General features: G+C 64.4%; 22 protein-coding genes. 12 read left to right on the top strand and 10 right to left on the bottom strand.

The genetic code is table 11. The features are described 5' to 3' along the window. The coding region (locus VHL31_RS21480; protein ID WP_329663287.1) for a dihydroneopterin aldolase at nucleotides 1–224 on the bottom strand (224 nt) is incomplete at its 3' end. Between the two features lie 97 nt (nucleotides 225–321). On the opposite strand from VHL31_RS21480, the gene VHL31_RS21475 reads away from it, so the two are divergent. From VHL31_RS21475 to VHL31_RS21460, 4 genes are all read left to right on the top strand, one after another. Continuing rightward, on the top strand, nucleotides 322–1,200 hold the full coding sequence (locus tag VHL31_RS21475) for an MBL fold metallo-hydrolase (protein ID WP_329663286.1): 879 nt from the start codon (nucleotides 322–324) through the stop codon (nucleotides 1,198–1,200). 11 nt (nucleotides 1,201–1,211) lie between these two features. Beyond that, nucleotides 1,212–2,576: a S8 family peptidase gene (locus VHL31_RS21470; RefSeq protein ID WP_329663285.1), complete on the top strand. Its 1,365-nt coding sequence runs from the start codon at nucleotides 1,212–1,214 to the stop codon at nucleotides 2,574–2,576. A 331-nt stretch (nucleotides 2,577–2,907) separates the two neighbouring features. After that, nucleotides 2,908–3,150 (top strand): hypothetical protein, encoded by a 243-nt coding sequence (locus tag VHL31_RS21465; RefSeq protein WP_329663284.1) that lies wholly within the window; start codon nucleotides 2,908–2,910, stop codon nucleotides 3,148–3,150. A 95-nt stretch (nucleotides 3,151–3,245) separates the two neighbouring features. After that, nucleotides 3,246–4,178: a cyclase family protein gene (locus VHL31_RS21460; protein ID WP_329663283.1), complete on the top strand. Its 933-nt coding sequence runs from the start codon at nucleotides 3,246–3,248 to the stop codon at nucleotides 4,176–4,178. Between the two features lie 4 nt (nucleotides 4,179–4,182). Here the strand turns inward: VHL31_RS21460 and VHL31_RS21455 are convergent, their stop codons facing one another. Then, entirely contained in the window at nucleotides 4,183–5,199 is a 1,017-nt protein-coding gene (locus VHL31_RS21455) for a L,D-transpeptidase (RefSeq protein ID WP_329663282.1), read from the bottom strand. Between the two features lie 196 nt (nucleotides 5,200–5,395). Here VHL31_RS21455 and pabB point away from each other — a divergent pair, with 196 nt between their 5' ends. The 3 genes from pabB (at nucleotide 5,396) to VHL31_RS21440 (ending at nucleotide 10,441) form a co-directional block, all read left to right on the top strand. Then, nucleotides 5,396–7,474: an aminodeoxychorismate synthase component I gene (gene pabB / locus VHL31_RS21450; protein WP_329663281.1), complete on the top strand. Its 2,079-nt coding sequence runs from the start codon at nucleotides 5,396–5,398 to the stop codon at nucleotides 7,472–7,474. 53 nt (nucleotides 7,475–7,527) lie between these two features. Continuing rightward, a complete protein-coding gene (locus tag VHL31_RS21445) occupies nucleotides 7,528–8,946 on the top strand; it encodes a hypothetical protein (RefSeq protein ID WP_329663280.1) in 1,419 nt (472 codons plus the stop codon). A gap of 145 nt (nucleotides 8,947–9,091) precedes the next feature. Beyond that, on the top strand, nucleotides 9,092–10,441 hold the full coding sequence (locus VHL31_RS21440; RefSeq protein WP_329663279.1) for a right-handed parallel beta-helix repeat-containing protein: 1,350 nt from the start codon (nucleotides 9,092–9,094) through the stop codon (nucleotides 10,439–10,441). Here VHL31_RS21440 and VHL31_RS21435 read toward each other — a convergent pair. Both VHL31_RS21435 and VHL31_RS21430 read right to left on the bottom strand, forming a co-directional pair. Continuing rightward, on the bottom strand, nucleotides 10,438–11,331 hold the full coding sequence (locus tag VHL31_RS21435; protein WP_329663278.1) for a DMT family transporter: 894 nt from the start codon (nucleotides 11,329–11,331) through the stop codon (nucleotides 10,438–10,440). The genes VHL31_RS21440 and VHL31_RS21435 overlap by 4 nt on opposite strands. Before the next feature lies 1 nt (nucleotide 11,332). Beyond that, nucleotides 11,333–11,605, bottom strand: a complete 273-nt coding sequence (locus tag VHL31_RS21430; RefSeq protein WP_329663277.1) for a hypothetical protein — start codon at nucleotides 11,603–11,605, stop codon at nucleotides 11,333–11,335. 117 nt (nucleotides 11,606–11,722) lie between these two features. On the opposite strand from VHL31_RS21430, the gene gcvA reads away from it, so the two are divergent. Then, a complete protein-coding gene (gene gcvA, locus VHL31_RS21425; RefSeq protein ID WP_329663276.1) occupies nucleotides 11,723–12,736 on the top strand; it encodes a transcriptional regulator GcvA in 1,014 nt (337 codons plus the stop codon). On the opposite strand, the gene VHL31_RS21420 is transcribed toward gcvA, so the two are convergent. The 5 genes from VHL31_RS21420 to VHL31_RS21400 form a co-directional block, all read right to left on the bottom strand. Further along, entirely contained in the window at nucleotides 12,687–13,181 is a 495-nt protein-coding gene (locus tag VHL31_RS21420; protein WP_329663275.1) for a VOC family protein, read from the bottom strand. The two genes, gcvA and VHL31_RS21420, sit on opposite strands and share 50 nt — an antisense overlap. An 84-nt stretch (nucleotides 13,182–13,265) precedes the next feature. Then, nucleotides 13,266–13,673 carry a response regulator gene (locus tag VHL31_RS21415; protein WP_329663274.1) on the bottom strand — a complete coding sequence of 136 codons (408 nt, stop codon included), beginning with the start codon at nucleotides 13,671–13,673 and terminating at the stop codon, nucleotides 13,266–13,268. A gap of 157 nt (nucleotides 13,674–13,830) precedes the next feature. Beyond that, nucleotides 13,831–14,604, bottom strand: a complete 774-nt coding sequence (locus tag VHL31_RS21410; protein ID WP_329663273.1) for a Crp/Fnr family transcriptional regulator — start codon at nucleotides 14,602–14,604, stop codon at nucleotides 13,831–13,833. Between the two features lie 52 nt (nucleotides 14,605–14,656). Further along, nucleotides 14,657–15,538 carry a ParB/RepB/Spo0J family partition protein gene (locus tag VHL31_RS21405; RefSeq protein ID WP_329663272.1) on the bottom strand — a complete coding sequence of 294 codons (882 nt, stop codon included), beginning with the start codon at nucleotides 15,536–15,538 and terminating at the stop codon, nucleotides 14,657–14,659. Beyond that, nucleotides 15,513–16,271 (bottom strand): AAA family ATPase, encoded by a 759-nt coding sequence (locus VHL31_RS21400; protein ID WP_329663271.1) that lies wholly within the window; start codon nucleotides 16,269–16,271, stop codon nucleotides 15,513–15,515. The genes VHL31_RS21405 and VHL31_RS21400 overlap by 26 nt, the downstream gene beginning before the upstream one ends. Nucleotides 16,272–16,480: 209 nt before the next feature. On the opposite strand from VHL31_RS21400, the gene VHL31_RS21395 reads away from it, so the two are divergent. The 3 genes from VHL31_RS21395 to VHL31_RS21385 all read left to right on the top strand — a co-directional run bounded on the left by VHL31_RS21395 (nucleotide 16,481) and on the right by VHL31_RS21385 (nucleotide 19,289). After that, entirely contained in the window at nucleotides 16,481–17,350 is an 870-nt protein-coding gene (locus tag VHL31_RS21395; RefSeq protein WP_329663270.1) for a shikimate dehydrogenase, read from the top strand. Between the two features lie 47 nt (nucleotides 17,351–17,397). Beyond that, complete coding sequence (locus VHL31_RS21390) at nucleotides 17,398–18,192, top strand: SDR family oxidoreductase (RefSeq protein ID WP_329663269.1); 795 nt, start codon at nucleotides 17,398–17,400, stop codon at nucleotides 18,190–18,192. Between the two features lie 107 nt (nucleotides 18,193–18,299). After that, entirely contained in the window at nucleotides 18,300–19,289 is a 990-nt protein-coding gene (locus VHL31_RS21385) for an aldo/keto reductase (RefSeq protein ID WP_329663268.1), read from the top strand. Nucleotides 19,290–19,294: 5 nt separating this feature from the next. On the opposite strand, the gene VHL31_RS21380 is transcribed toward VHL31_RS21385, so the two are convergent. Next, nucleotides 19,295–20,464: a carboxylate-amine ligase gene (locus VHL31_RS21380; RefSeq protein WP_329663267.1), complete on the bottom strand. Its 1,170-nt coding sequence runs from the start codon at nucleotides 20,462–20,464 to the stop codon at nucleotides 19,295–19,297. 138 nt (nucleotides 20,465–20,602) lie between these two features. Here VHL31_RS21380 and VHL31_RS21375 point away from each other — a divergent pair, with 138 nt between their 5' ends. After that, nucleotides 20,603–21,760: an iron-containing alcohol dehydrogenase gene (locus VHL31_RS21375; protein WP_329663266.1), complete on the top strand. Its 1,158-nt coding sequence runs from the start codon at nucleotides 20,603–20,605 to the stop codon at nucleotides 21,758–21,760. Nucleotides 21,761–21,763: the final 3 nt, after the last annotated feature.

Below are 21,763 nucleotides of genomic sequence, written 5' to 3'. Positions count from 1 at the left end.
CGCCTGGGCCAGACCTCGGTCAGGTGGGTGAACAGGCGGTGATAGTCGAGGCAGTCCTCGTAGCGGCCACTCGTGAAGGGGCCGGCTTCCCGCCAGGCTTCCACCTCGATCTCGACTGGCTGCGTGCGGCCATGCTCCTCGTCGAACACGCCGATCGCGAGATCAAGGACCAGCCGCCTCAGCCGGATGATCTGCAGGTTTCGGCCAAGCCGTCGATCTTCCAACACTGCCTCCACTCGAACCGCGCGATGATGGCGGGATCCGGAACCTGGGATTTTCCTCCATGCACACCAAATGACGCAGGTGCGACGGAGGATGACGATGAGCCTGCAGCAGCTCGGATCGACGATGCGGGTGTTTCAGCCGGCGGCGAACGTCATCGCCTTCTATGATGGCCGGATCGAGGGCATGCGGCTCCACTCGGACAAGCCGAACTGGCTGGACGATGGCGCCTTTTCGCTCGGCGTCTGCACTTACGCGCTGGTCGATGGCGACCAGGCTCTGGTCTACGATACTCATATCTCGCTGCAGCACGCGCGCATCATCCGGCGGACCCTGACCGAGGCTGGGATCCGCAGGATCCAAGTGGTGTTGAGCCATTGGCATGTCGACCATGTGGCCGGCAACGAGGTGTTCGACGACTGCGAGATCATCGCGCACACCCTGACGGCCGAGGCGATGCAGGCCCACCGCCGGCAACTGGAAGAAGGTGACCCGCCGATCCGGCCGCTGGTGATGCCGACCCGGACCTACCAGAACGGCCTGGAACTGACGGTCGGCAGCCTTTGCGTCGAACTGCGTCATGTCGATATCCACAGCCTGGACGGTACGGTGTTGTTCCTGCCCGACCGTGGCCTTCTCTTTGCCGGCGATGCCTTGGAAGACACCGTCACCTACGTGGTGGAGGCCGATCGATTGGCCATCCACCTGAGGGGCCTGGAGCGGATGGAAGCTTGGCCGATCCGGCGGATCCTGCCCAACCACGGCGCGCTCGACGTGATCGAGCGTGGCGGCTATGGCCCGGAACTCACCACGGCGACACGCAACTACGTTGCCAAGCTGTTGCGCTGCAAGGGCGAGCCGGCGCTTGCGAAGCAGGATCTGCGAAGCTTCGTCCGCACGGATCTCGATCGTGGGGCCATCAGTTATTTCGCGGCCTATGAGCCAGTTCACCGCCGCAATGTCGACGCCGTGACCTGAAGGAGCAGAGGTTGGCAAGGTCAGGAACCCGCCGGTCAGCCAGGACAGAGGCTCCCTACGAAGTCCAGTCGAGCGTGCCGGGGCAGACCGGCCGCTATCTCGTGCTGCTGCCTGAGGACGATACCAAGACCGGCATCTCCGCGTTGAAGAGCGTCGCCGGGTTGAAGGTCGCCCATTCCCATGACTATCGCGAACGTGCGACGGCGGCCGCCTTCGCCGAGGCCGATGGTGTCGTGTTCGACGAGCTTCAGGTGGCGGTGGTCGCTTCTTCGCCGGACCGGCTGCACGCGCTGAACTCGGTTGGCACGGATGGCGGCATCCTGGCCGTGGAGCCCGAGCGGATCGTGTATGCGTCGCAGACCGGCGGGATCGGAATCCCAGCCCCGGTCCCTTCCCTGCCCTCAGAGAGCGGAGCGGCGCATTCCATCGATTATCTGCGCGGCTACCGGGATGGCGTGAACGCCGTGCTCGACCGGCTGATCGGTGACGGCCGAATGCCCGGCGCTGTGCCACACCAGGCGGTCGAGAGCGAATTGACCTGGGGTCTGCAGGCTGTCCGGGTAGCAGGCTCGCGCTGGACCGGCCAGGGCATCAAGGTCGCCGTCCTTGATACCGGCGTCGGCCTCGACCACCCGGATTTCGAAGGGCGCGCGATCGACGCGCGCAGCTTCGTCACCGGCGAGGAGGTCCAGGACGGGAATGGCCACGGCACCCACTGCATCGGTACGGCCTGCGGCCCGCTCAAGCCGCAGCGGCTGCCGCGCTATGGCATTGCCGGGGAAGCCACCATCCTGGCCGGGAAGGTGCTGAGCAATCTCGGCAGCGGCTCGGACGGCAGCATCCTGGCTGGGATCGACTGGGCGGTCGCCAATGGCTGCGCGGTGATCTCCATGTCCCTGGGTGCACCGGTTGGACCGGGCGCCACGCCATCGGCGGTGTTCGAGCAGGTCGGCAGGCGGGCGCTCCGGGCGGGTTCGCTGATCGTCGCGGCCGCCGGCAACAACAGCCACCGTCCGGACCGGATCAGCCCGGTCAGCCATCCTGCGAACTGCCTGTCGATCATGGCGGTAGCGGCGGTCGACCAGGACCTGCGGGTCGCCTGGTTCTCCTGTGCCGGGCTGAACTCGCAGGGTGGCCAGATCGACATCGCTGCCCCAGGCGTGGCCGTTCACTCTGCCTGGCCGGGCTCGCTCTACAACACGATCAACGGCACCAGCATGGCCACGCCACACGTGGCCGGGATCGCCGCGCTGTTCGCGGAGGCCGATGCCACGGCACGTGGCCAGGTCCTGTGGGCGCGGCTCGTCCAGGGAGCCTTGCGGCTCGACCAGCCGGCGCGAGACGTGGGCGCAGGCCTCATCCAGGCACCGGGCTGAGACCAGGCGCCTTCCGCGCTTCAGGCGGAACGGTGCCCTGCAGGGTGCAGCGAGAGAACATCACCGTCCTGCGGGTGATCTTTCGCGCACTTTAGATGGAGCTGTTGTTGAGGTAATTCTACTTCAGCATGACATGGCCGATAGTTCCTGGTGACGGAAATGAAGCAACGGGGCGTCATCCGTCGGTCGTTCTTGAATGTTCACGTTATGTTCTCATGGTCCTCGTGAGCCGGAAGAACGGGCTACGACTTGCCGCGCATAGCGAAGCGGTGCACATTATCATTGTCGATGAGGACGCCATATACCGATTGGGCATTTCATGGGGCGTCGAGTGGGTAAGCTGAGCGTGGTGGTCTCGGTGGACGAGGCCAAGCTGGATGATTTTCCGCGGGTCCTGCAGGCAATGGTGAAGGCGGGACTGCATGTGGAGAACCAGATGTCGATGGTGGGCACGGTGTCCGGCTCCGTCGACGACCCGCAGGCATTGAGCAAGCTGCGCGGGATCGAGGGCGTAGCCCATGTCGAGAAGTGCCGGACCTACCAGCTGGCACCGCCGAACACCGAGGTGCAGTAGGCCCAGGAGGTTGGTATCCAGCTGAGCACTGGAACGGCTTGCGTTCCTCTTGCCTGATGTGGAGCCTAGTCGCTCCACCAAGCGGGAAGATCGCCATGTTCAGGAACTTCGCTGCCGGCGCAGCGCTCTGCCTTTTGCTGGCTGCACCGGCCGACGCAGCCGACATGGGCCTGTGGAGCGTCTACGAGCAGCAGCTCAAGACCGCCAAATATATCGATCTGACCCACGCCTTCCAGCCGGTCCAGCCCGTCTGGCCAGGCTTCGGCAATGCCGAGTTCAAGGCAGCCGTGGCCGGCAAGGATATTCCTGGCTACGTCGCCAAGGGCGACGTCTACACCTACGAAAAGCACGGCTTCGTGGCATCCGCCTATGCGCTGCCAACTGACCAGTACGGAACGCAGCTCGATCCGCCGGCCCACTGGAACGAGTATGGTGCCACCATCAGCGACCTGCCGCCGACGTTCGCCGTCCGGCCGCTCGTCGTCATCGACATGTCCCCGCAGGTCCAAAAGGACCCGGGCTACGCGCTGCAGGTCAGCGACATCGAGGCCTTCGAGACTCAGCATGGACGCATTCCGGAAGGCGCGGTCGTGTTCGTACGGTCGGACTGGTCGAAGAAGTGGCAGGACATCGCCCATTTCAACGACAAGCCCTTCCCCGGTGTCGGGCTTGACGCCCTGAAGTTTCTCCACCTCGAGCGCAAGATCCTGTTCCATGGCCACGAACCGCTCGACACCGACGCCACGCCCACGCTCGAAGGCGAAGCCTGGCTACTGCACAACCACTTCACCCAGGCCGAGGGCGTGACGAACCTGGATCAGGTTCCGCCAACTGGTGCCCTGGTCACGATCGGCTTCGCCAAGCCAGAGGGCGGAACCGGTGGGTACGCCCGCTACGTGGCGATCGCGCCGGCCGATTGGCCGCATGGAGTAACGATCGCGCAGGCACCAGGCGCACCGCTGCCAAAGCAGCCGGCGCCGCTCCGGCGGGACACGAACGGCGTCATGCGGCCAACGCCACAGAACTGACCGCTCACGCGTCCTGCGACGAGATCACGACCAAGTCCTTGCCGCTCTGCCGGTCCGGCGTGAGCGGCAGGTCCGTCGTGATCAGGAGGGCACCGGGGTGCAGGTGCTCCGCGATTGCCTGTCGTGCATCGGCATCGACCTGGATCCTCGGCAGGATCGCGGTAGCCGGCTGGTCGGGGTGAATCCCGCCATCCGAGCTGTGTGAGATGGCCTGCCAGGCCAAGCTGTCGCCCGTCACGTGTGAAAAGATCAGGACATGCGAGCCCAGCGGCTTGGTGGGATCGACGATGGTGACCGGACCCTGCGCCACCGTGTCGCCGCCGGCCAGAATGACGAACCGCCGGTCGGCCCCGGACACCAGGATCGAGACCGGCTCGACAGGGGCTGCACTTCCGTCCACCGGTGGCAGGGAACGGCTGCCAATCCCTTTCAGGACCTGGTCGATCTCCGCCTCGGCCGCGGTCGACAGCACCAAGCCGGGATGCACGATCTCGTTCGGCGCGCTCGCCTCGTCCGCGATGATCACGGCCGTGCCGACATGGGTGATGGCGTAGAGCTTGTCGGAGAATGCATGGGGCAGATGCACGCAGCCATGAGAGCTGGGGTAGCCCGGTAGCCCGCCCACGTGCAGGGCAATCCCGCTCCAGGTCAGGCGCTCCATGTCCGGCATGGACGCGCCGTCGTAGATGTTGGAACGGTGCTCCGTCTGCTTCTGCAGGATGGTGAAGACGCCGGTGGGCGTTGCATGGCCGGGGCGCCCGGTTGAGCAGGTCGAGACGCCGATGCGGATCCCGTTGCGATAGACGGAAACCAGCTGGTCCGGGATTGACACGATGATCGCGACCGGTCCTTCCGGCGAGCGGTCGGGATGCCAGCTGAACTGGCCGGGCTTCATCAGATGATCGTCTTCCACCGACTGGGCGAGCGATGGTCCTGGCCAGCCAGCCAGCAGGCCGACGATCGGCAACCCGGCTGCGAGCTTCAGAACCTCGCGGCGGGACGGCTGGTTCGGCAACGACATGCGAGGCTCCTCGAATCTGCCTTGGTCCGCCGGCCGGCCGGCCGTCGCAGCACCCTTGGGCGAGGCGTACCACAGCGTTCTGGCCGATCCGAGAGGTGCCGGGTCATCGTAGATGCGACATGGGCGCAGCGGACCCCTTGTGCCGACGGCTCTGGCTGGTCAACGCTGCGGCGGCTGGCCTTCAACCGGACCAAAGATGCGCATCCTGCTCGTCGACAACTATGACAGCTTCACCTTCAACCTCGCCCAGCTGGTGGGCGAGGTCTGCGGCTGCCCGCCGCTCGTCGTGAAGAACGATGAGGTGACGATGGCCGAGGTGCTGGCGATCGATCCTGATGCCATCATCATCTCGCCCGGCCCCGGTCGGCCGGATGTCGAGAGCGATTTCGGCATCGGCGGCGCCTTGATCCGGTTCTTCGACCGACCGATCCTGGGCGTCTGCCTGGGCCACCAGGGCATTGCCGCGCATCTGGGTGGCCGGATCGACTACGCTCCCGCCGTCATGCACGGGCGGCCCAGCCGCATCATCCACACAGGCACCGGACTCTTCGTCGGGTTGCCGCAGGACTTCCAGGCGGTCCGCTACCACTCTCTCCTCGTGACCGATCCCGGCCCGGCGCTGAAGGCGACGGCCTGGACGGAGGACGGCGTGATCATGGCGCTCCGGCACCGGCAGCGCCCCCTGTTTGGCGTGCAGTTCCACCCGGAGTCCATCTCGAGCGAGCATGGCGGCCGACTGGTTCGCAACTTCCTGGAACTCGTGGACGCGCGGCCTTCCCGCCTCGGGCCGGTACCGCTGAAAGCGCCCAAACCAGACGGGGCCCAGCGCACCAGCGAGTTCCGCATCTTCAGCCGCACGATCGACTGCTTTGCCGAGCCCGAGCGGGCCTTCGCCGCGCTATTTGGCACAGCGGAACATGCGTTCTGGCTGGACAGTGCTGCCGATGATTCGTGCCATTCGCAGTGGTCGTTCATGGGCGATGCGTCAGGTCCATGGGCGGAACTGATTTCATGCTCCGTGCAGGAAGGCATCGCGCGCAATCTGGAAGTTGAGGACGGAACTATCTTTGCTGCCCTCGCCCGGTGGCTGGCGCAGCGCGGAATGGCAAGGCCAGCCGGGCTCGACGTGCCCTTCCTCCCGGGCTGGGTCGGCTATTTCGGCTATGAACTGAAGGCGAGCGCCGGCGCCTTTGCACCGCACCATAGCGACTTGCCCGATGCGCAGTTCCTGTTGGCGGACCGGATCGTCGCCTTCGATCACCTGGATCGCCGGATCGTGCTCGTGGCGTTGGACTTGGCTGTTCAAGGGGCCAGGGTGGAGAAGTGGTTTGCCGACACGATCGAGGGGCTGGCGACGGCCCCTGACCTGGCCCCTCCCCCGCCTCCCGCATTGCCGCTCTTCTTCGCTCCAAGGCTGGACGATCGAGCCTATCTGCGGCGGATCCGACTGGCCAAGGAGGCGATCCGGCGCGGCGAGAGCTACGAGGTCTGCCTGACCAACCAGTTCGTCGCCCATGGCAGCGTCGATCCTTTTCCAGCCTATCGGCGCCTGCGCGCAGGCAATCCCGCGCCGTTCGCCGCCTTCCTGCGCTTTGGCGAGCTGTCGGTACTGTCGTCGTCACCAGAACGCTTCCTCAAGATCGGGCATGATCGCGTCGTGGAGGCACGGCCGATCAAGGGCACGATCGGCCGTGGCCAGGATCAGCAGGAGGATGCAGCCCTGGCCGAACGGCTCCGGTCGAGCGTGAAGGACCGGTCGGAGCACCTGATGATCGTCGATCTGCTGCGCAACGACCTGGGACGCGTCTGCGAGGTTGGCAGCGTGCACGTCCCCGACCTTTTCGCCATCGAGAGCTATGCGACCGTCCACCAGATGGTCTCGACGATCCGGGGCAAGCTGGCGGACGGCATTTCGCCGATCGACTGCATCCAGGCGGCGTTCCCGGGCGGATCGATGACGGGCGCGCCCAAGCTGCGGACCATGGAAATCCTGGACGGGCTCGAGGGGGGACCTCGCGGGATCTACTCGGGCGCCATCGGCTATGTCGGGCTGGATGGCAGCGTCGACCTGTCGATCACGATCCGTACGGCCGTCTGCCACCGAGGGCAGGTCCGGATCGGCGCCGGTGGTGCCATCATCGATCTCTCCGACCCCATGGAGGAACTCGCGGAAGTACGCCTGAAGTGCCGGGCGTTGATGGAGGCCCTGGGCGGCACGATCGAGCGGCAGCGCAACATGGACGCAAACGCGGAGCTTGCGATCCCACCGGGATGACCTAGCACTACTGTTCGACGTTCAGCGGCCGACGGCGCACGAGAGAGTTGAACATGATGATCGGATGGGTTCTGGCGGCGGCGGTGCTTCTGGGCTCTGCAGTTCCAGGCGCCATGGCTGCGACCGCGCCCGTGATGACGCCAGCGCCCATCGCTTATGCGAGCGTGGACTGGTTCAAAACCCCGCTTCGCACATTCTATGCCGACCCGAATGGTGGCGGGACCGGCCAGAGCCGTAGTTCGCCGCGAGCGCTGGGCAGGCTGCTGCCGGGCCTGAAACCGGGCGACCGGATCATCCTTCTGGCGGGCACCTATCCGAGCGCCAAGGTTACCGCGCACGGTACCGCGCTTCGACCCATCCGGATCGAGGCCGAACATCCGGTGGTTGCTGGCACGGGGCATCAGGTGGCGACATCAAGGAAGGCGGTATTCCGGAACAGCAGCCTGCAGATCGATGCTTCTTCCTACCTGCGGATCACGGGCCTGTCCTTCGAGGTCGACCCGAGCAGAGGCGGCAGCGGGATCACCGCGACGAACAGCGATCACCTGGCCTTCACGAGGAACTACTTCTTCCAGCAGACCAACTATGGAGTGCTTCTAGGGGCCGCGAGCGGCGGCGATGTCAGCCAGGTGCTGCTCGAAAACAATGTGTTCCGCAACATGATCGTCGGCAGCGAGGCTGGAGGGGTCGGGGGCGTGCGCATGGACTATGGGCAACGGGTGCATCGCACCCGGACCATGGTCGTGCGGAACAATCATTTCGACGGCTACTTCAACCATTCCGTGTCGCTCAAGGAGATTGTCCGCGATGTCCTGATCGAGCGGAACAGCTTCAGGATCTGCGGACTTGTCTGCGTGGAGGGCGGGCAGGAACCGGATACCACGCATCCCGGTGGCAGCACCGATCGCAAGGTCGCCAACGTGGTGATCCGCTCGAACAGCTTCAGCGGTCTGCAGGATGGCTCGATGGGCGTGTTCGCGCGCAACGTGGAACGCATCTTTATTATCGGCAACCAATTCAGCGGCATCACCGAGCCGCTGCGCATGGCCAGTAACGATCGGAACTCGAAAAGCTGCGAGCGCCAGCTGTACCTGGTCGGTCGGAAGCTCGGGGGCTGCGAAGTCCGCTCCCGGCTGACGCAGATCGGCCGAAAGAACAGCGGGGTGCTGTTCGATGGAAACAAGATCAGCGGTGGCATTCAGTTCATCATGGCCGGCCGTGGCTATCCCGGCGATTTCCTGTCGATCAAGAACGCCGCGAACACGAGCCCGATCGAGATCTGCTTGCGTCCGTTCATCCAGAACGGCGCCGACTTCAACAGCTGGACGGAAGGCACTCCCGCAACGTTCGCGCCTCCGGCGCTCTACCGTGACATCCCGATCGGGTTCAGCCTGAAAAGCGGCAACTGTACCGGCAAGGACCTCACCCATGACTGCGAGGCACATCGCAGCTGCACGGGAATCAATGATTGAGGGCAGCACTGCCGTGTCTTCCCTATGATCATTCTCGTGCGTCCGGAAACCACGTTGCTGCGTTCGGAACGGCAACATAGCCTACCTCGACAGAACTCTGTCCAACGATGCGGACGGAGGAGAATGACCGAGGGCCAGAGTCATCATGGATCACCGTGGCCTGTTGGGCTGGCTCCTGGCATTCGCGCTGCCGATGTTCGCTGCAACTCCCGCGTCATCGGCCTCCCCTCCCCCGTTGGAGGCCGACCCTATCGTCCTGCAGAGCATCGACTGGACCCAAACGCCACTGCGAAAGCTGTATGCCAGTCCCTCGGGATCCGGGACGGGGCGCAGCCGCGCGAGCCCGAAGGCGTTCCGGGCACTCCTGGCGGAGATCCGCCCAGGAGACCGGGTGATCCTGCTGCCCGGGAATTACCCGAGCGCCACCATCTCCTTGCTAGGGACCGCCAGCCGCCCGATCCGCATTGATGCCGAACAGCCGATCGTGGTGAGCAATCACCAGCTCATCGGCTCCGGCCGGACAGTGTTCAAGAACACTGAACTGAAGATCGTCAATTCGGCCTATCTGCGCGTGCGCGGCATCGCGTTTGCAACGGAAGCATCCGCCTATGCCAGCGGGATCGAGGTGCTCAGCGGCCACCATCTTGCGTTCAGCCGCAACTATTTCCTGCAGAATACCAATTTTGGCCTGCTGTTCTACGGCAAGAACGAGACCGACATCGAGCAGGTCCTGGTCGAGGACAATGTCTTCCGCAACAAGCTGCTCGTGAGCGAAGCAGGCGGGATCGGCAAGGTCCGCACGGATTATGGACTGCGCATCCATGGCACCCGGACGCTGGTCGCGCGCAAGAACCTGTTCGACGGCTACTTCAACCACGCGATCTCGCTGAAGGAGAAGGCCCGCAACCTCCTGGTCGACGAGAATGTCTTCCGGATCTGCGGATACTTGTGCATCGACGTCGGCCAGGAACCTGACACCAAGGCAGGCGGCACCTATGTGGATCGCACCGTCGGCAATGTCATCATCTCCGACAACCTTTTCAGCGGCAGCAACAGTCCCACTGCCATCCTTGCGCGCAACGTCGACCGCCTGTTCATCGACCGCAACAGCTTCGCCCGCTTCACCCATGTTCTTCGCATCGCGAACAACAACCAGAACTCGAGGAGCTGCGAGCGGCAGCTCGCGGTGCTGGGCAGGACGCTGCTGTCGTGCGAGCGCAACTCACGGCTTACCCTGACAGGGCGCAAGATCCTCGGAATCCGGTTCGCCCGGAACCAGATCACCGGCGATTCCAGGATCGTGCTGGGCGGTCGGGGCTACTCGAAGGATTTCCTGTCGATCGCCGGCTCCGGAACGAGCGGGAAGGTCAGCATCTCGTTTCGCACGTTCTCCCTGGGAAGCGGGGTGTGGAACGAGTGGACGGACAATCTGCCGGCCACGCTCGCAGCTCCGCGACTCCATCTCAGCAACTCGCCGAACTACGTGGCCCGCTAGATCGCACGACCGACAGCGGTCTTGCCGCTGCGCGTGCGCCGGATCTCGCTGGTGATCACCATGAGCTCGCTCAGCATGATGAGTGCTGCGCCGGCGAAGACGGCCAGGACAGGAACATCGCCCCAGATCAGGAAGCCCAGGCCGAAGGCCCAGATCAGGGCGGTGAACTCGAGCGGTGCTGCGACCGAGGCCGGTGCATGCTTCATGCCCTCGTAGAGCATGAACTGCGCGCCTGCGGCCAATAGGCCCACCAGAAGGAGCAGCAGCGCCTCCATCCCGCTGGGCGTCACCCATAGCCAGGGCAGGCTCAGGCCGCAGCCGACCAGGAAGACGCTGCTGGTCAGGAACATTTGCATGAACGTGCTCTCTGCGTTCGCCAGGCTTCGGATCAGGATGATGCCATAGGCCCAGAGCACCGCCGCAGCGAGTGCCATCAGAATGGGGACTGGCTGGTCGAGCTCAGTGGGCCGGCAGGCAAGGACCACGCCGGCAAAGCCGACCGCGATCGCCGCCCAGCGGCTGGTCGACACCTTCTCGCCCAGTAGCGGCACGGCCAGGAGAACGACGATGAGTGGCGAGGCGAAGTAGATCGTCATCATCTCGGCCAGCTGCAGCGAGCGTGCCGAAGAGTAGTAGAAGAGCCAGGCACCGAACAGGACCAGGCCACGCCCGAGCATCGCCATCTTGACCGCCGAATGGATGGATCGTTCCACGCATCGGCGGTCGACGAGCATGCAGAACAGCAGGATCACGACGCTGCGCACGAACAGGATCTGCGGCACCGAGACGTCCGTCACCAGCAGCTTGATGAGGGCGTCCTGCACGGCGAACAGGAAGTAGGCGCCGATGACCAGCACGATCCCCAGGACGTTTGATGTCTTCGCGGGCAAGTCAGGTGCCGGGGCCACGATGCATCAGCTGGACCCATATCCGTCCTCCCGGGCCGCGGAAGGAGTTCAGTGTACGCGTTTCCACCACATGCGCGACGGTTTCTGCATCCGCGCCGATGTCGCGCAGCTGGTGCTCGGTCAGGTCGAAAAGCGCGTTGGTCTGCCGGGTCTGCACATAGGCGCAGAAGCGGGCGAAAGCACGCCCGATCTTGCTGCCTAGTGCGAGAACGCCTGTTGCTGCAGGAGACCTGGACGATCTGGCGATGATCAGCATATCTTCAACCTCCATTTGATGACGCTGCCCTGGACCATGAAGGTTATGCGGGGAAACGTGAGGTCTTCCCAGCGAAGCCTTCTTGCAGAATCTTCAAAGGGAAGTTGATGATCGTAGATGGCCCGACGCATCCCGGCACTGAATACGCTGCGTACATTCGAGATCGCTGCCCGCCATCTGAACTTCACGCGCGCTGCCGAGGAACTGCATGTCACGCCGGCTGCTGTCAGTGCACAGATTCGCAGCCTGGAGGACCAGCTCGGCGTCCGGCTCTTCCTGCGCACCAGCCGCTCGGTCCGTCTGAGCAGTGCCGGCTCGATCCTGCTGGCCGCTGTCGAGGAGGCGATGACGGGCCTGGCGGAGGCCATGGAGCGGGTTGTGGCAGGCGCGAAGAGGCCCGCCTTCAAGATCAGCACGAGCTACTCGTTTGCCGCCAAGTGGCTCGTGCCGAGGCTGCACCGCTTCCGCGCCGAGCATCCTGGGTTGGATGTGCACGTGGATGCGAACGACCGACTAGTCGACCTCACGCGCGACGAGGTCGATGTGGCCATCCGCTTCGGTAGTGGCGTCTATCCCGGTCTACGGGTCGACCGGCTCTTCGAGGAGGAGGTGTTCCCGGTCTGCAGCCCCAGGCTGGCCCAGGGGGACCCTCCCCTTCGTGAACCGTCCGACCTGCGGCTTCACGCCCTGATCCACGAGGGCTGGCGGGCGCAGGGAGACGTCTGGCCGGACTGGCGGATGTGGCTGCTGGCGGCGGGCCTGGGCGACATCGAGGCCTTGCACGGTATCCACTACCACCAGAGCGCGCTTGCCATCCAGGCGGCCATCGATGGCCAGGGCATCGCGTTGAGCACGACCAGCCTCGTTGCCGATGACCTGGCGGCGGGGCGGCTGGTGCAGCCGTTCGAGCTTTCCCTGTCGGTGCCGCAATTCTCCTACTTCCTGGTCGCGCCCAAGCGGAGCCGCGAGCGCCCGGGGGTCACGGCATTCCGTACGTGGATCCTGGCGGAAGTCAGCTCAAGCACCGCCGCCATCCCGGGGCCGGCCGCACGAGACGCCACGGAGTGCGCCAGTGCTGCGTCTACTTGCCCAGTTCCGCCATCAACCCGTCCAGGTCGAGGCGAACGGTGACCATCTGCAGCCTGCCGTCCTGCTCGCGCGGCCAGAGCTCCTCAGGTCGGTCGCAGTAGAGTTCGACGCCGTTCTGGTCCGGATCCCGAAGGTAGAGCGCCTCGCTCACGCCGTGGTCGCTGGCACCGTCCAGCGGAATGCCTGCGCGGATGAGCCGGTGGAGCGCATCGGCCAGGGCAGCCCTGGTCGGATAGAGGATGGCGGTATGAAACAGGCCTGTCGTCCCCCGCGGCGGAGGCGAGCCGCCGAGGCTTTCCCATGTGTTGAGCCCGATATGGTGATGGTAGCCGCCAGCCGAGATGAAGGCGGCCTGATCGCAATAAGTCTGCATCAACTGAAAGCCGAGCACGCCGCAATAGAAGTCGAGGGCGCGCTGCAGGTTGGCGACCTTCAGGTGAACGTGCCCGATGCGGGTACCTGGGTGGATGGATTGCTGGCTCGACATCGACTGTCTCCTGTAGATGGGCAGGAGCAGATTCGCATGTTCATCCGTTCAGCGGAATGTGCGTGGTGCGAATGCACTGTCGCCTCAGAAGCTTCGATCCTCAGGCATGGTGGGCGAAGCCGTCTGGAGATAGGGCGCCAGAGCCACCCGCAGCTCCTCGAGATCATAAGGCTTGCCGACGACGGGTCGTCCGAGGAACTCGGCTGGCAGTGGCAACTCTTCACCATACCCCGTGGTGAACACGAACGGGATCTTCTGGCGCGCCAGATGTTCTGCCAGGCCAAAACTCATGATACCGCGAAGATCGATGTCCATGACGACGAGGTGCGGCGTCACCCTTTCGAGCGCGGCAAACGCTTCCTCGAGCGTGGCGGCGATCTCGACCTGGGTGAGGCCGAGGGCCTTCAGCGTCATGCTGGTATCCAGCGCGATGACCGGGTCGTCTTCGACGAGAAGAACTGCGGTACTGCTACCGGCAACAGCTGTCTGCACCAGACCCCTCCCCCTCAACTGAGGAGCTCACCGCCTGGCCGCCCGAGCAGAACCGGACGGCACTCCATCTGCAAGAGCCAAGCACGAACGCCGGGGCCCGTCCGTGCTCATGTCGACATATACATCGATGGACATGCAATTTTGCAGAAGTTCTCCGTCAGTTGTCCTGGGGACGCAAGATCTCAGGCAGCACCCGGGCCGCATGCCGGCGCACCGCACCGTAGCACTCGCACGCCGCAGCCTCGAGCTGCGGCAAGTCGAGGATCGTAATCTTGCCGCGGGATTGCCGGACAAGGCCGCGAGCTGCAAGTTGACCGATCGTTCGGGTAACTGTTGTCCGTTGCACACCCAACATCTGGGCGATAGCTTCCTGAGTAATGTCAAGTCGAGTGCTACCGGTTCGTTCTCGTGCCAGTAGCAGCCACCGGCAGCAGCGCTTATCGAGGGAATGAAGTGCATTGCAAGCGACAGATTGCAATACTTGCGCAAGCAGTATGTCTGCATAGCGCGCGAACAAGTCATGGAGCCGAGGCCTAGCTGCTTTTGCCTCTTCGATACAGGCCGTCTCCACCTTGATGCATCGGCCGGGCTGTTGGACCAGCGCCCGCGCAAAGGAAGGCTTATGCCCACCGCTGATGATGCCTCCGACGGCACCCTCCCGCCCGACCGTCGCGGCCTCGGCAACCGAGCCGTCTTCCATGACGAGGACCAGGGAGATCATGGTGGAGGAGAGCGGAAAGTAGGTATGGACGACGTCGTCGCCACTTTCCACGAGCAGCGTACGGGCTTCAAGCTCGACAAGCTCGCTGCGCGGCAGAAGGAGTTGCCGCTCATCCATGTTCAGCGTCGCCAGCAGGCGGTTGGAAGACAGTTGGAACGCGTGAGTGGCTTCGCCCGACGGGGAAGCTTCGACTAGCGACCGAGAGGACATATCTGCTCCTCCTCTAACGTTCGTTCCCGCGACGACGACCTTGCATGGCTCATCAGCGACGTGACGTCGACGCCGCGGATTCTTCATGCTGGGCAGCAAGCATCCTGCCCAGCCTCTCCCAGAGCATCTGCAGGGTGACGCGGGTCGACGGGTCCAGCTTGCCAGGAGCGACGCGGTCCAGGTCGGCCAGCAATCGCCTGCCGGTGTCGGAGAGGCGATCTGCTTTCGCAGCTGGCAGCGGAGGCTTCTGGGTCCCTTCGCTGCGTCGCGCCAGACGAACCTGACGGACCGTCGCGAGTCCGGACTTTGCCAGGTCCCATAGGCGAAGCTGCTCTGCCTCCTCCTGGACCTGTGCCAGTTCGACCAGGAGGGATCTTCCAATGCCCGGAGTCGCGGCATATTCCTCGCGAATGCGTTCCGGCAGCCGCGAGAGCGACAGGAGGGCCGAAACGGTGTTCTGGCGCTTGCCGACCGCCCTCCCCACCTCGTCCTGCGTCCAGCCCTTGTCCTGCATTAGCCGCTCCACGGCGGCCGCCTCCTCGAATGGACCGAGCTGCTCACGCTGCAGGTTCTCGACCAACGCAATTTCGAGCGGATCTCCGTTGCTGACGATCGCCGCGATGGTCGGGCGCTCCAGGAACCTCGTCGCGCGCCACCGACGTTCGCCTGCCACGATGACCCATCGTCCCGGCGTCTCGCTGCGGCGGACCAGGATCGGCTGGAGCAGTCCGTGCACGTCGATCGAGCCGGCCAGTTCCGCGATGGCCTGCTCGTCGAAATGACGCCGGGGCTGGTCCGGATCGGGATCGATCGTGGCCAAGTCCAGTTCGACGATCTTCGGCAGATCGACCGACGTCTTGAACAGGGAGTCCGCGGCAAGCCGATCGCGAAGCGTCGGCCGCGCCGGCTTAGCGGACCTGGCGCTCGATGGCATCGGCAACCTCCTCGATTCCGCGAATGACATCCGCCCTCACCTCGTCGACGGCTGACGTCACCGAAGCACGGTCGAAGGCGGTGGTGCGCCGCACCGGCGCGAAGACATGATGATGACGCCCCATGGCAGCGATCAATTCGTCCAATGCTTCCTTGTCGTGCCTGTTGCGCGCGTCGTGGATTGTCGGGAGCAGGCCGAGCACGCCTAGCTCCGGATTCAGGCGCGTGCGGATCCTGTCGATTGTATCAAACAAGAGTGACACGCCCATGATCGACAGATAGTCAGTCTTGACCGGCACCAGTACCTGGTTCGCTGCCGCCAAGGCGTTCACCGTGAGAAGACCCAGCGACGGTGAGCAGTCGATGAGGACGACATCGAACATGGACAGGACCGTTTGCAGCTTGTCGCGCAGGATCGTTGCGCCGTTCCAGGCTGCAGTCAGTTCGGTTTCCGCTGATGCAAGCCGGATCGAGGCAGGCAACAGGGCTGGCTCGCCAGGAATGATGACCGACCGCGCATCCTGCCGGTCGAACATGAGGGCGTGGAGCGTGAGGTCCTTCGCCTCCAGTGTCCGCGGATCGTGACCGGCATAGACGGTGAGGCTGGCCTGAGGATCGTCATCCACGAGGAGGACTCGCAGCCCCCGCCGGACCAGCGCGTGGCCGAGGTGAAAGGTGGTGGTGGTCTTGGCGACCCCGCCTTTCTGGTTGGCGATCGCGATCGTCATCGCCATGAAGAACCGCCTGTCCGATCGATGTTCCGATGGACCGATCGCTACGCGGCCGCGCCGACGGGAGCAAGCCGAAGCATCATCCGACGTCGGATATCGATCTTCCACTGTCACTCATATCCGACGTCGGATGAAGCGTCCGATGCCTGGGGCTCGACGGTGGCAGCCGGGCGTGGCACCACCGGGGAACGGTTGATCGGGAGAGGTCAGGGATGCTGACGACGGGGGCGGCACGCGTGGCGGGCGTCATGGGGTGGCCGATCACGCACTCGCTGTCACCGGTGCTCCATGGCCACTGGTTCCGCCGCCACGGCATCGACGGTGCCTATGTCCCGTTGGCCGTGCGTCCCGATGATGCGATCGCTGCGATCCGCATGCTCCCGAAGCTGGGCTTCCTGGGCTGCAACGTGACCCAGCCGCACAAGGAAGCCGCGTTCGCTGCGGTCGACCTGCGCGATGCGGTCGCGGCCAGGATGGGCGTCGTCAACACCGTGATGGTGCAGTCGGACGGAAGCCTGATCGGCACAAGTACGGACGGCGCCGGCTTCATGGCGAACCTGCGCGAGCAGGCGCCGGACTGGCGGCCGGAGCAGGGGCCGGCGGTGCTCCTAGGCACCGGAGGTGCTGCCCGTGCCGTCGCCATCACATTGCTTGATGCGGGGGTGCTGGAACTGCGCCTCGTGAATCGGACCGTAGCGAAAGCCGATGCCCTGGCTGCCGATCTCAGGCTGATCTTCCAGGGCCGCAGGATCGATGCTGTCGGCTGGCAGGAGCGCTCCGCAGCTCTGGAAGGGGCAGGGCTGCTGGTCCAGGCGACCTCGCTCGGCATGAAGGGACAGCCGAACCACGACCTGCAGCTCGATGGGCTGCCGCTTTCGGCGCCAGTTGCGGAGCTCGTTTATGTTCCGCTTGAGACCGAGCTGACGGCGCGGGCCCGGCGAAGGGGGCACAGGATCGTCGACGGGCTTGGCATGTTGCTGCACCAGGCGGTGCCCGGCTTCGCGCATTGGGGAGGCGTCACGCCGACGGTCGATGCGGAGGCGCGCCAGATCGTGCTGGAAGTGCTGCGCAGCAGACGTTGAGGAAGAGAGCCGGCAGCTCCGCCGGACTGGTACAGGGGAGGCGATCGATGGATCTGGGGCTTCGCGACAAGGTGGCGGTGATCACCGGTGGCAGTATCGGCATCGGCCGTGCGGTGGCCCATGGCCTGGCGGCGGAAGGCGCGCACGTGGTGATCGCGGCACGTCAGGTCGAACGGGCGGAGGAAGCGGCGGCCGAGGTCGCGACCAGGCATGATACCCGTACGCTCGCCGTGGGCGTCGACGTCGCGACGGCGAAGGGATGCGAGCAGCTGATCGCGGAGACGACCAAGGCGTTCGGTGGTGCAGACATCCTGATCAACAACGCCGGAACCGGCAGCAACGAAACGATCCGTGAAGCTGCCGACGACAAGTGGCAATATTATTGGGATCTGCACGTCATGGCAGCCGTCCGGCTGGGACGGGGCTTTGCACCGTCCATGATCGAGCGCGGTGGTGGAGTGATCCTGCACAACGCCTCGATCTGCGCCACTCAGCCGCTTTGGTACGAACCAATCTACAATACCACCAAGGCCGCGCTCGTGATGTTCTCCAAGAACCTCGCGAACGAGCTGATCCCGCACAACGTCCGGGTGAACGCGATCAATCTCGGCCTGACCCTCACGCCGGATTGGGTAAAGACCGCCACTCAACTTACTGAAGGGACGGACCGCACCTGGAAGGATTATATTCAGGGCATCGCGGATGAATGGGCACCAATCAAGCGGTTCGCATCGCCTGAGGAAGTCGCCGATTTCTTCGTGTTCCTGTGCTCGTCCCGGGCAAGCTACAGCGTGGGCACGACCTACTATGTCGACGGCGGCATGACCAAGTGCGTCGTGTGATCAGGCATGGGTGAGGGGAGGGTGGCTGACCATCCCCCTTTATTCTGCGACAGAGTGGACCAATTCACACGTTTGATGTCCGGCTCAGATATGCGACGGAGAAGAAATTGGAACTGCGAGAGCTCGGCCGTTCGGGCCTGAAGATCGCCCCGCTCGTGCTGGGCACCAACGTTCTCGGTTGGACCGTCGACGAGAAGACGTCCTTCGACCTCCTCGATCGGTTCGTCGATGCCGAGTTGAATGCGCTGGACACCGCAGATGTCTACTCGACCTGGGGTCCGGGCAACCAGGGTGGCGAATCCGAGACGATTATCGGCAACTGGATGAAGACTCGTGGCGCCCGCAACCGCGTCATGCTCGCCACCAAGGTCGGCATGGACATGGGTGGCGGCAAGAAGGGCCTGAAGGCCAGCTACATCGCGGAGGAAGTCGAGGCATCGCTGCGCCGCCTGCAGACCGACCGGATCGACCTGTACTTCGCTCACCAGGACGATCCAGATGTGCCACTGGAGGAAACGCTGGAGGCGTTCGACCGGCTGATGAAGGCTGGCAAGGTGCGTGCGATTGGCGCGTCGAACTATGAGGCGCCAAGGCTGACGGAAGCGCTGGATGTCTCCGCAGCCAAGGGAATTGGCCGGTTCGAGGTCCTCCAGCCCCACTACAACCTGTACGACCGGATGGCGTACGAGGTCGCCCTGGAGGAGGTGGCGCAGCAGCAGGGCCTGGGCGTCGTTACCTACTTCTCGCTGGCCAAGGGTTTCCTTACCGGCAAGTACCGCAGCGAAGCCGACCTGTCGCAGAGCGTGCGTGGCCACGGGATGGGAGGCAATTTCGATGCTCGTGGGATGAGAGTCCTATCGGCGCTCGACGACATTGCCAGCGACACCGGTGCGACACCCGCACAGATCTCGCTTGCCTGGCTGATGGCGCGGCCATCGGTGACCGCCCCCATTGCGAGCGCCACTAGCGTTGCGCAGCTGGACGAGCTGATCGGTGCCGTGCACTTGTCGCTAAGTGAGGCGGCCATCGAACACCTGAACCACGCGAGCATGCCCAAGTTGTTGGAGGGTTCCGAGAAGATCATCGTGCCGGAATAGCTGGCTCAAGCACTGACGGCATTTACGGTCGGGCGGTACTTCGTCTTGGTACCGTCGACCGTCATCCCGATCAGCAGGTCGACGACTTTTGTGCCGGCCTGATCGTCGTCCAACCCAGCGTCCTTTGCTGCCTGCCAGGCGCTAATCTGCAGATCGGCACTGGTACCGCGTGCGACGATGTCGTTCGCCCGACGAAGCTCGCTGCCACAGCCGAGGGCATCGGCGTCCTCGGCCAGCTCGTCCACCAGCTCGGCCACGAGTTCACGGACTGGAACGAGACGCTCGCGCTCAAGGCTAGCCAATTCGGCAGCCACGCCGCTCAGTTGTGCCCGCCACTTGTTCTCCTCGGTGACGAGCTTCTGGAACCGGTGCGGCACCGGATCCTCGGTGCGCGCGAACATCGACAGCAGAGACTGGTACATGGCTGCCAGCGTGAGCGTGTCTTCCAAGTGCGTGCAGATCTCGGCGACGCGCAGCTCGAGCGTCGGCTGGCGCAGGCTGGGCCTCAGGTCCCACCAGATCTTCGAGGAATCGGTGCATAAACCTGTCTTGGCAAACAGGTGGGTGAATGCCTGCCATTCCGCCCAATCGGCGAATACCTGCGGGATCCCGGTGCGGGGAAGCTCGCCGAAGATTGTCGGCCGGAACGCCTTCATGCCGGTGGCATGGCCTTGCCAGAATGGTGACGAGGCCGAGAGTGCCAGGAACAGCGGCAGGTACGGGACGAGCCGGTTCATCACCCGGATGCGTTCGTCCTCTTCCTCGATGCCGGCATGGATGTGCATGCCGCAAACGAGCGCCCGCTGGGCGACCAGGCGATAGTCCTGCGCGATCTTACTGTAGCGGGCACCACTGGTCGTGCGCTGCTCGTCCCAGTGGGAGAAGGGATGGGTGGAGCAGGCGATCGGTGCCATGCCGTACTCGCGGGCAATCGCCGCGATCGTGGCACGCATCTGCGAGAGTTCCTTACGGGCAGCACCCACTGTCTTGCACACGCCGGTTGCGATTTCGATCTGCGACTGGAACAGCTCCGGCGTCACCTGCTCACCGAGCTCCTTGCGGCAGGCTGCGAAGAACGGCGCATTGCGCTTGGGCACCAAGGCGCGGGTCTCCAGGTCGACCAGCAGATATTCTTCCTCGATCCCGATCGTGTGACGCGTCGGCTTGCTCTTCATCTGGTCGTGTTCTCTGCCTAGGTTGACCGGGCGCCGATACCATCATCAGCACTGTAAAAAGCCGGATTGGGCATTGCAGTTCCGTTGCCGGACGATTGGCACGAGCCATGTAGTGCTCGTTCTCCTGGGGCCGTGATCATGAACAGCTTTTCCTTCCATACGACTCCCAGCATCCGCTTTGGTGCCGGGACCATCACCGAGCTTGGACGGATCGTGACGGACCGAGGCTGGCACCGCATCACCCTGGTGACCGACAAGGGCATCGTGCAGGCTGGGCTGATCGAGCAGCCACTGGCGCTGTTGCATCAAGCCGGTGTCGAGGTCACGCTGTTCGACGAGGTCACGGCCGACCCGCCGGAGCCCGTGGTTTATCGGGCCGCGACCCTCGCGGCCGAAGCACAAGCCCAGGCGGTTGTTGGGCTGGGCGGTGGCTCGTCCCTGGACGTCGCAAAGCTGGTGGCGCTCCTCTTGGGTACCAGCCAGGATCTTCGCAGCGCCTATGGCGTCGGCAATGCCAAGGGACCTCGTCTGCCGCTATTGTTGATTCCTACGACCGCCGGGACAGGAGCAGAGGTCACGCCGATCGCGATCATCACGACCGGCCTCCACGAGAAGATGGGCGTGGTGTCGCCCGTGATCCTGCCGGACATCGCGTTGCTGGATCCCGAGCTCACCCTGGGGCTGCCTGCTCCGGTCACGGCTGCCACCGGTATCGACGCGATGGTGCATGCGATCGAGGCGTACACATCGGTGAGCGCCAACAACAACCCGATCTCGCGTGGCCTGGCCCGCCAGGCTTTGCAACTGCTGGGCAGCAATATCCATCGCGCCGTCCATGAGGGGCGCGACCTGGAAGCGCGCTCTGCCATGCTGCTGGGCTCGATGCTGGCGGGTCAGGCGTTCACCAACTCGCCGGTGGCGGCCGTCCATGCCCTGGCTTACCCCCTTGGCGGCCATTACGGCGTGCCGCACGGGCTGTCCAACGCGCTCGTGCTGCCGCACGTGCTGCGTTTCAACATGGAGGCCTGCGCTGACAGCTATGCCGAGCTGGCGCCCTTGGTGTTCCCGGACATCGGCCCCGGCGAGGGGAGGGAAGGGGCCGTTCGCTTCATCGAGGCCCTGGCAACGCTCAGTCACTCGGTCGGGCTGGTGCAGCGTCTGCGGGACGTCGGGATCGAGCAGGATGCCATCCCGATGCTTGCGGCCGAGGCCCTGAAGCAGCAGCGCCTGCTTGTAAACAACCCTGTGCCGGTCGAGCTGGCAGATGCCGCGGCGATCTACCGTGCGGCATGGTAAGGC

It is taken from the genome of Geminicoccus sp. (assembly GCF_036263595.1).
GTDB lineage: Bacteria > Pseudomonadota > Alphaproteobacteria > Geminicoccales > Geminicoccaceae > Geminicoccus.
Note: the sequence above shows the minus strand (reverse complement) of the source record. Positions and strands in the feature narration are given on the sequence as shown.

Bases quoted from the DNA above. Each gene is read 5' to 3' on its own strand.
- VHL31_RS21475 (WP_329663286.1), top strand. From the start codon at position 322: ATGAGCCTGCAGCAGCTCGGATCGACGATGCGGGTGTTTCAGCCGGCG.
- VHL31_RS21460 (WP_329663283.1), top strand. From the start codon at position 3,246: ATGTTCAGGAACTTCGCTGCCGGCGCAGCGCTCTGCCTTTTGCTGGCT.
- VHL31_RS21455 (WP_329663282.1), bottom strand. From the start codon at position 5,199: ATGTCGTTGCCGAACCAGCCGTCCCGCCGCGAGGTTCTGAAGCTCGCA.
- pabB (WP_329663281.1), top strand. From the start codon at position 5,396: ATGCGCATCCTGCTCGTCGACAACTATGACAGCTTCACCTTCAACCTC.
- VHL31_RS21445 (WP_329663280.1), top strand. From the start codon at position 7,528: ATGATGATCGGATGGGTTCTGGCGGCGGCGGTGCTTCTGGGCTCTGCA.
- VHL31_RS21440 (WP_329663279.1), top strand. From the start codon at position 9,092: ATGGATCACCGTGGCCTGTTGGGCTGGCTCCTGGCATTCGCGCTGCCG.
- VHL31_RS21430 (WP_329663277.1), bottom strand. From the start codon at position 11,605: ATGCTGATCATCGCCAGATCGTCCAGGTCTCCTGCAGCAACAGGCGTT.
- gcvA (WP_329663276.1), top strand. From the start codon at position 11,723: ATGGCCCGACGCATCCCGGCACTGAATACGCTGCGTACATTCGAGATC.
- VHL31_RS21420 (WP_329663275.1), bottom strand. From the start codon at position 13,181: ATGTCGAGCCAGCAATCCATCCACCCAGGTACCCGCATCGGGCACGTT.
- VHL31_RS21410 (WP_329663273.1), bottom strand. From the start codon at position 14,604: ATGTCCTCTCGGTCGCTAGTCGAAGCTTCCCCGTCGGGCGAAGCCACT.
- VHL31_RS21405 (WP_329663272.1), bottom strand. From the start codon at position 15,538: ATGCCATCGAGCGCCAGGTCCGCTAAGCCGGCGCGGCCGACGCTTCGC.
- VHL31_RS21400 (WP_329663271.1), bottom strand. From the start codon at position 16,271: ATGGCGATGACGATCGCGATCGCCAACCAGAAAGGCGGGGTCGCCAAG.
- VHL31_RS21395 (WP_329663270.1), top strand. From the start codon at position 16,481: ATGCTGACGACGGGGGCGGCACGCGTGGCGGGCGTCATGGGGTGGCCG.
- VHL31_RS21390 (WP_329663269.1), top strand. From the start codon at position 17,398: ATGGATCTGGGGCTTCGCGACAAGGTGGCGGTGATCACCGGTGGCAGT.
- VHL31_RS21380 (WP_329663267.1), bottom strand. From the start codon at position 20,464: ATGAAGAGCAAGCCGACGCGTCACACGATCGGGATCGAGGAAGAATAT.
- VHL31_RS21375 (WP_329663266.1), top strand. From the start codon at position 20,603: ATGAACAGCTTTTCCTTCCATACGACTCCCAGCATCCGCTTTGGTGCC.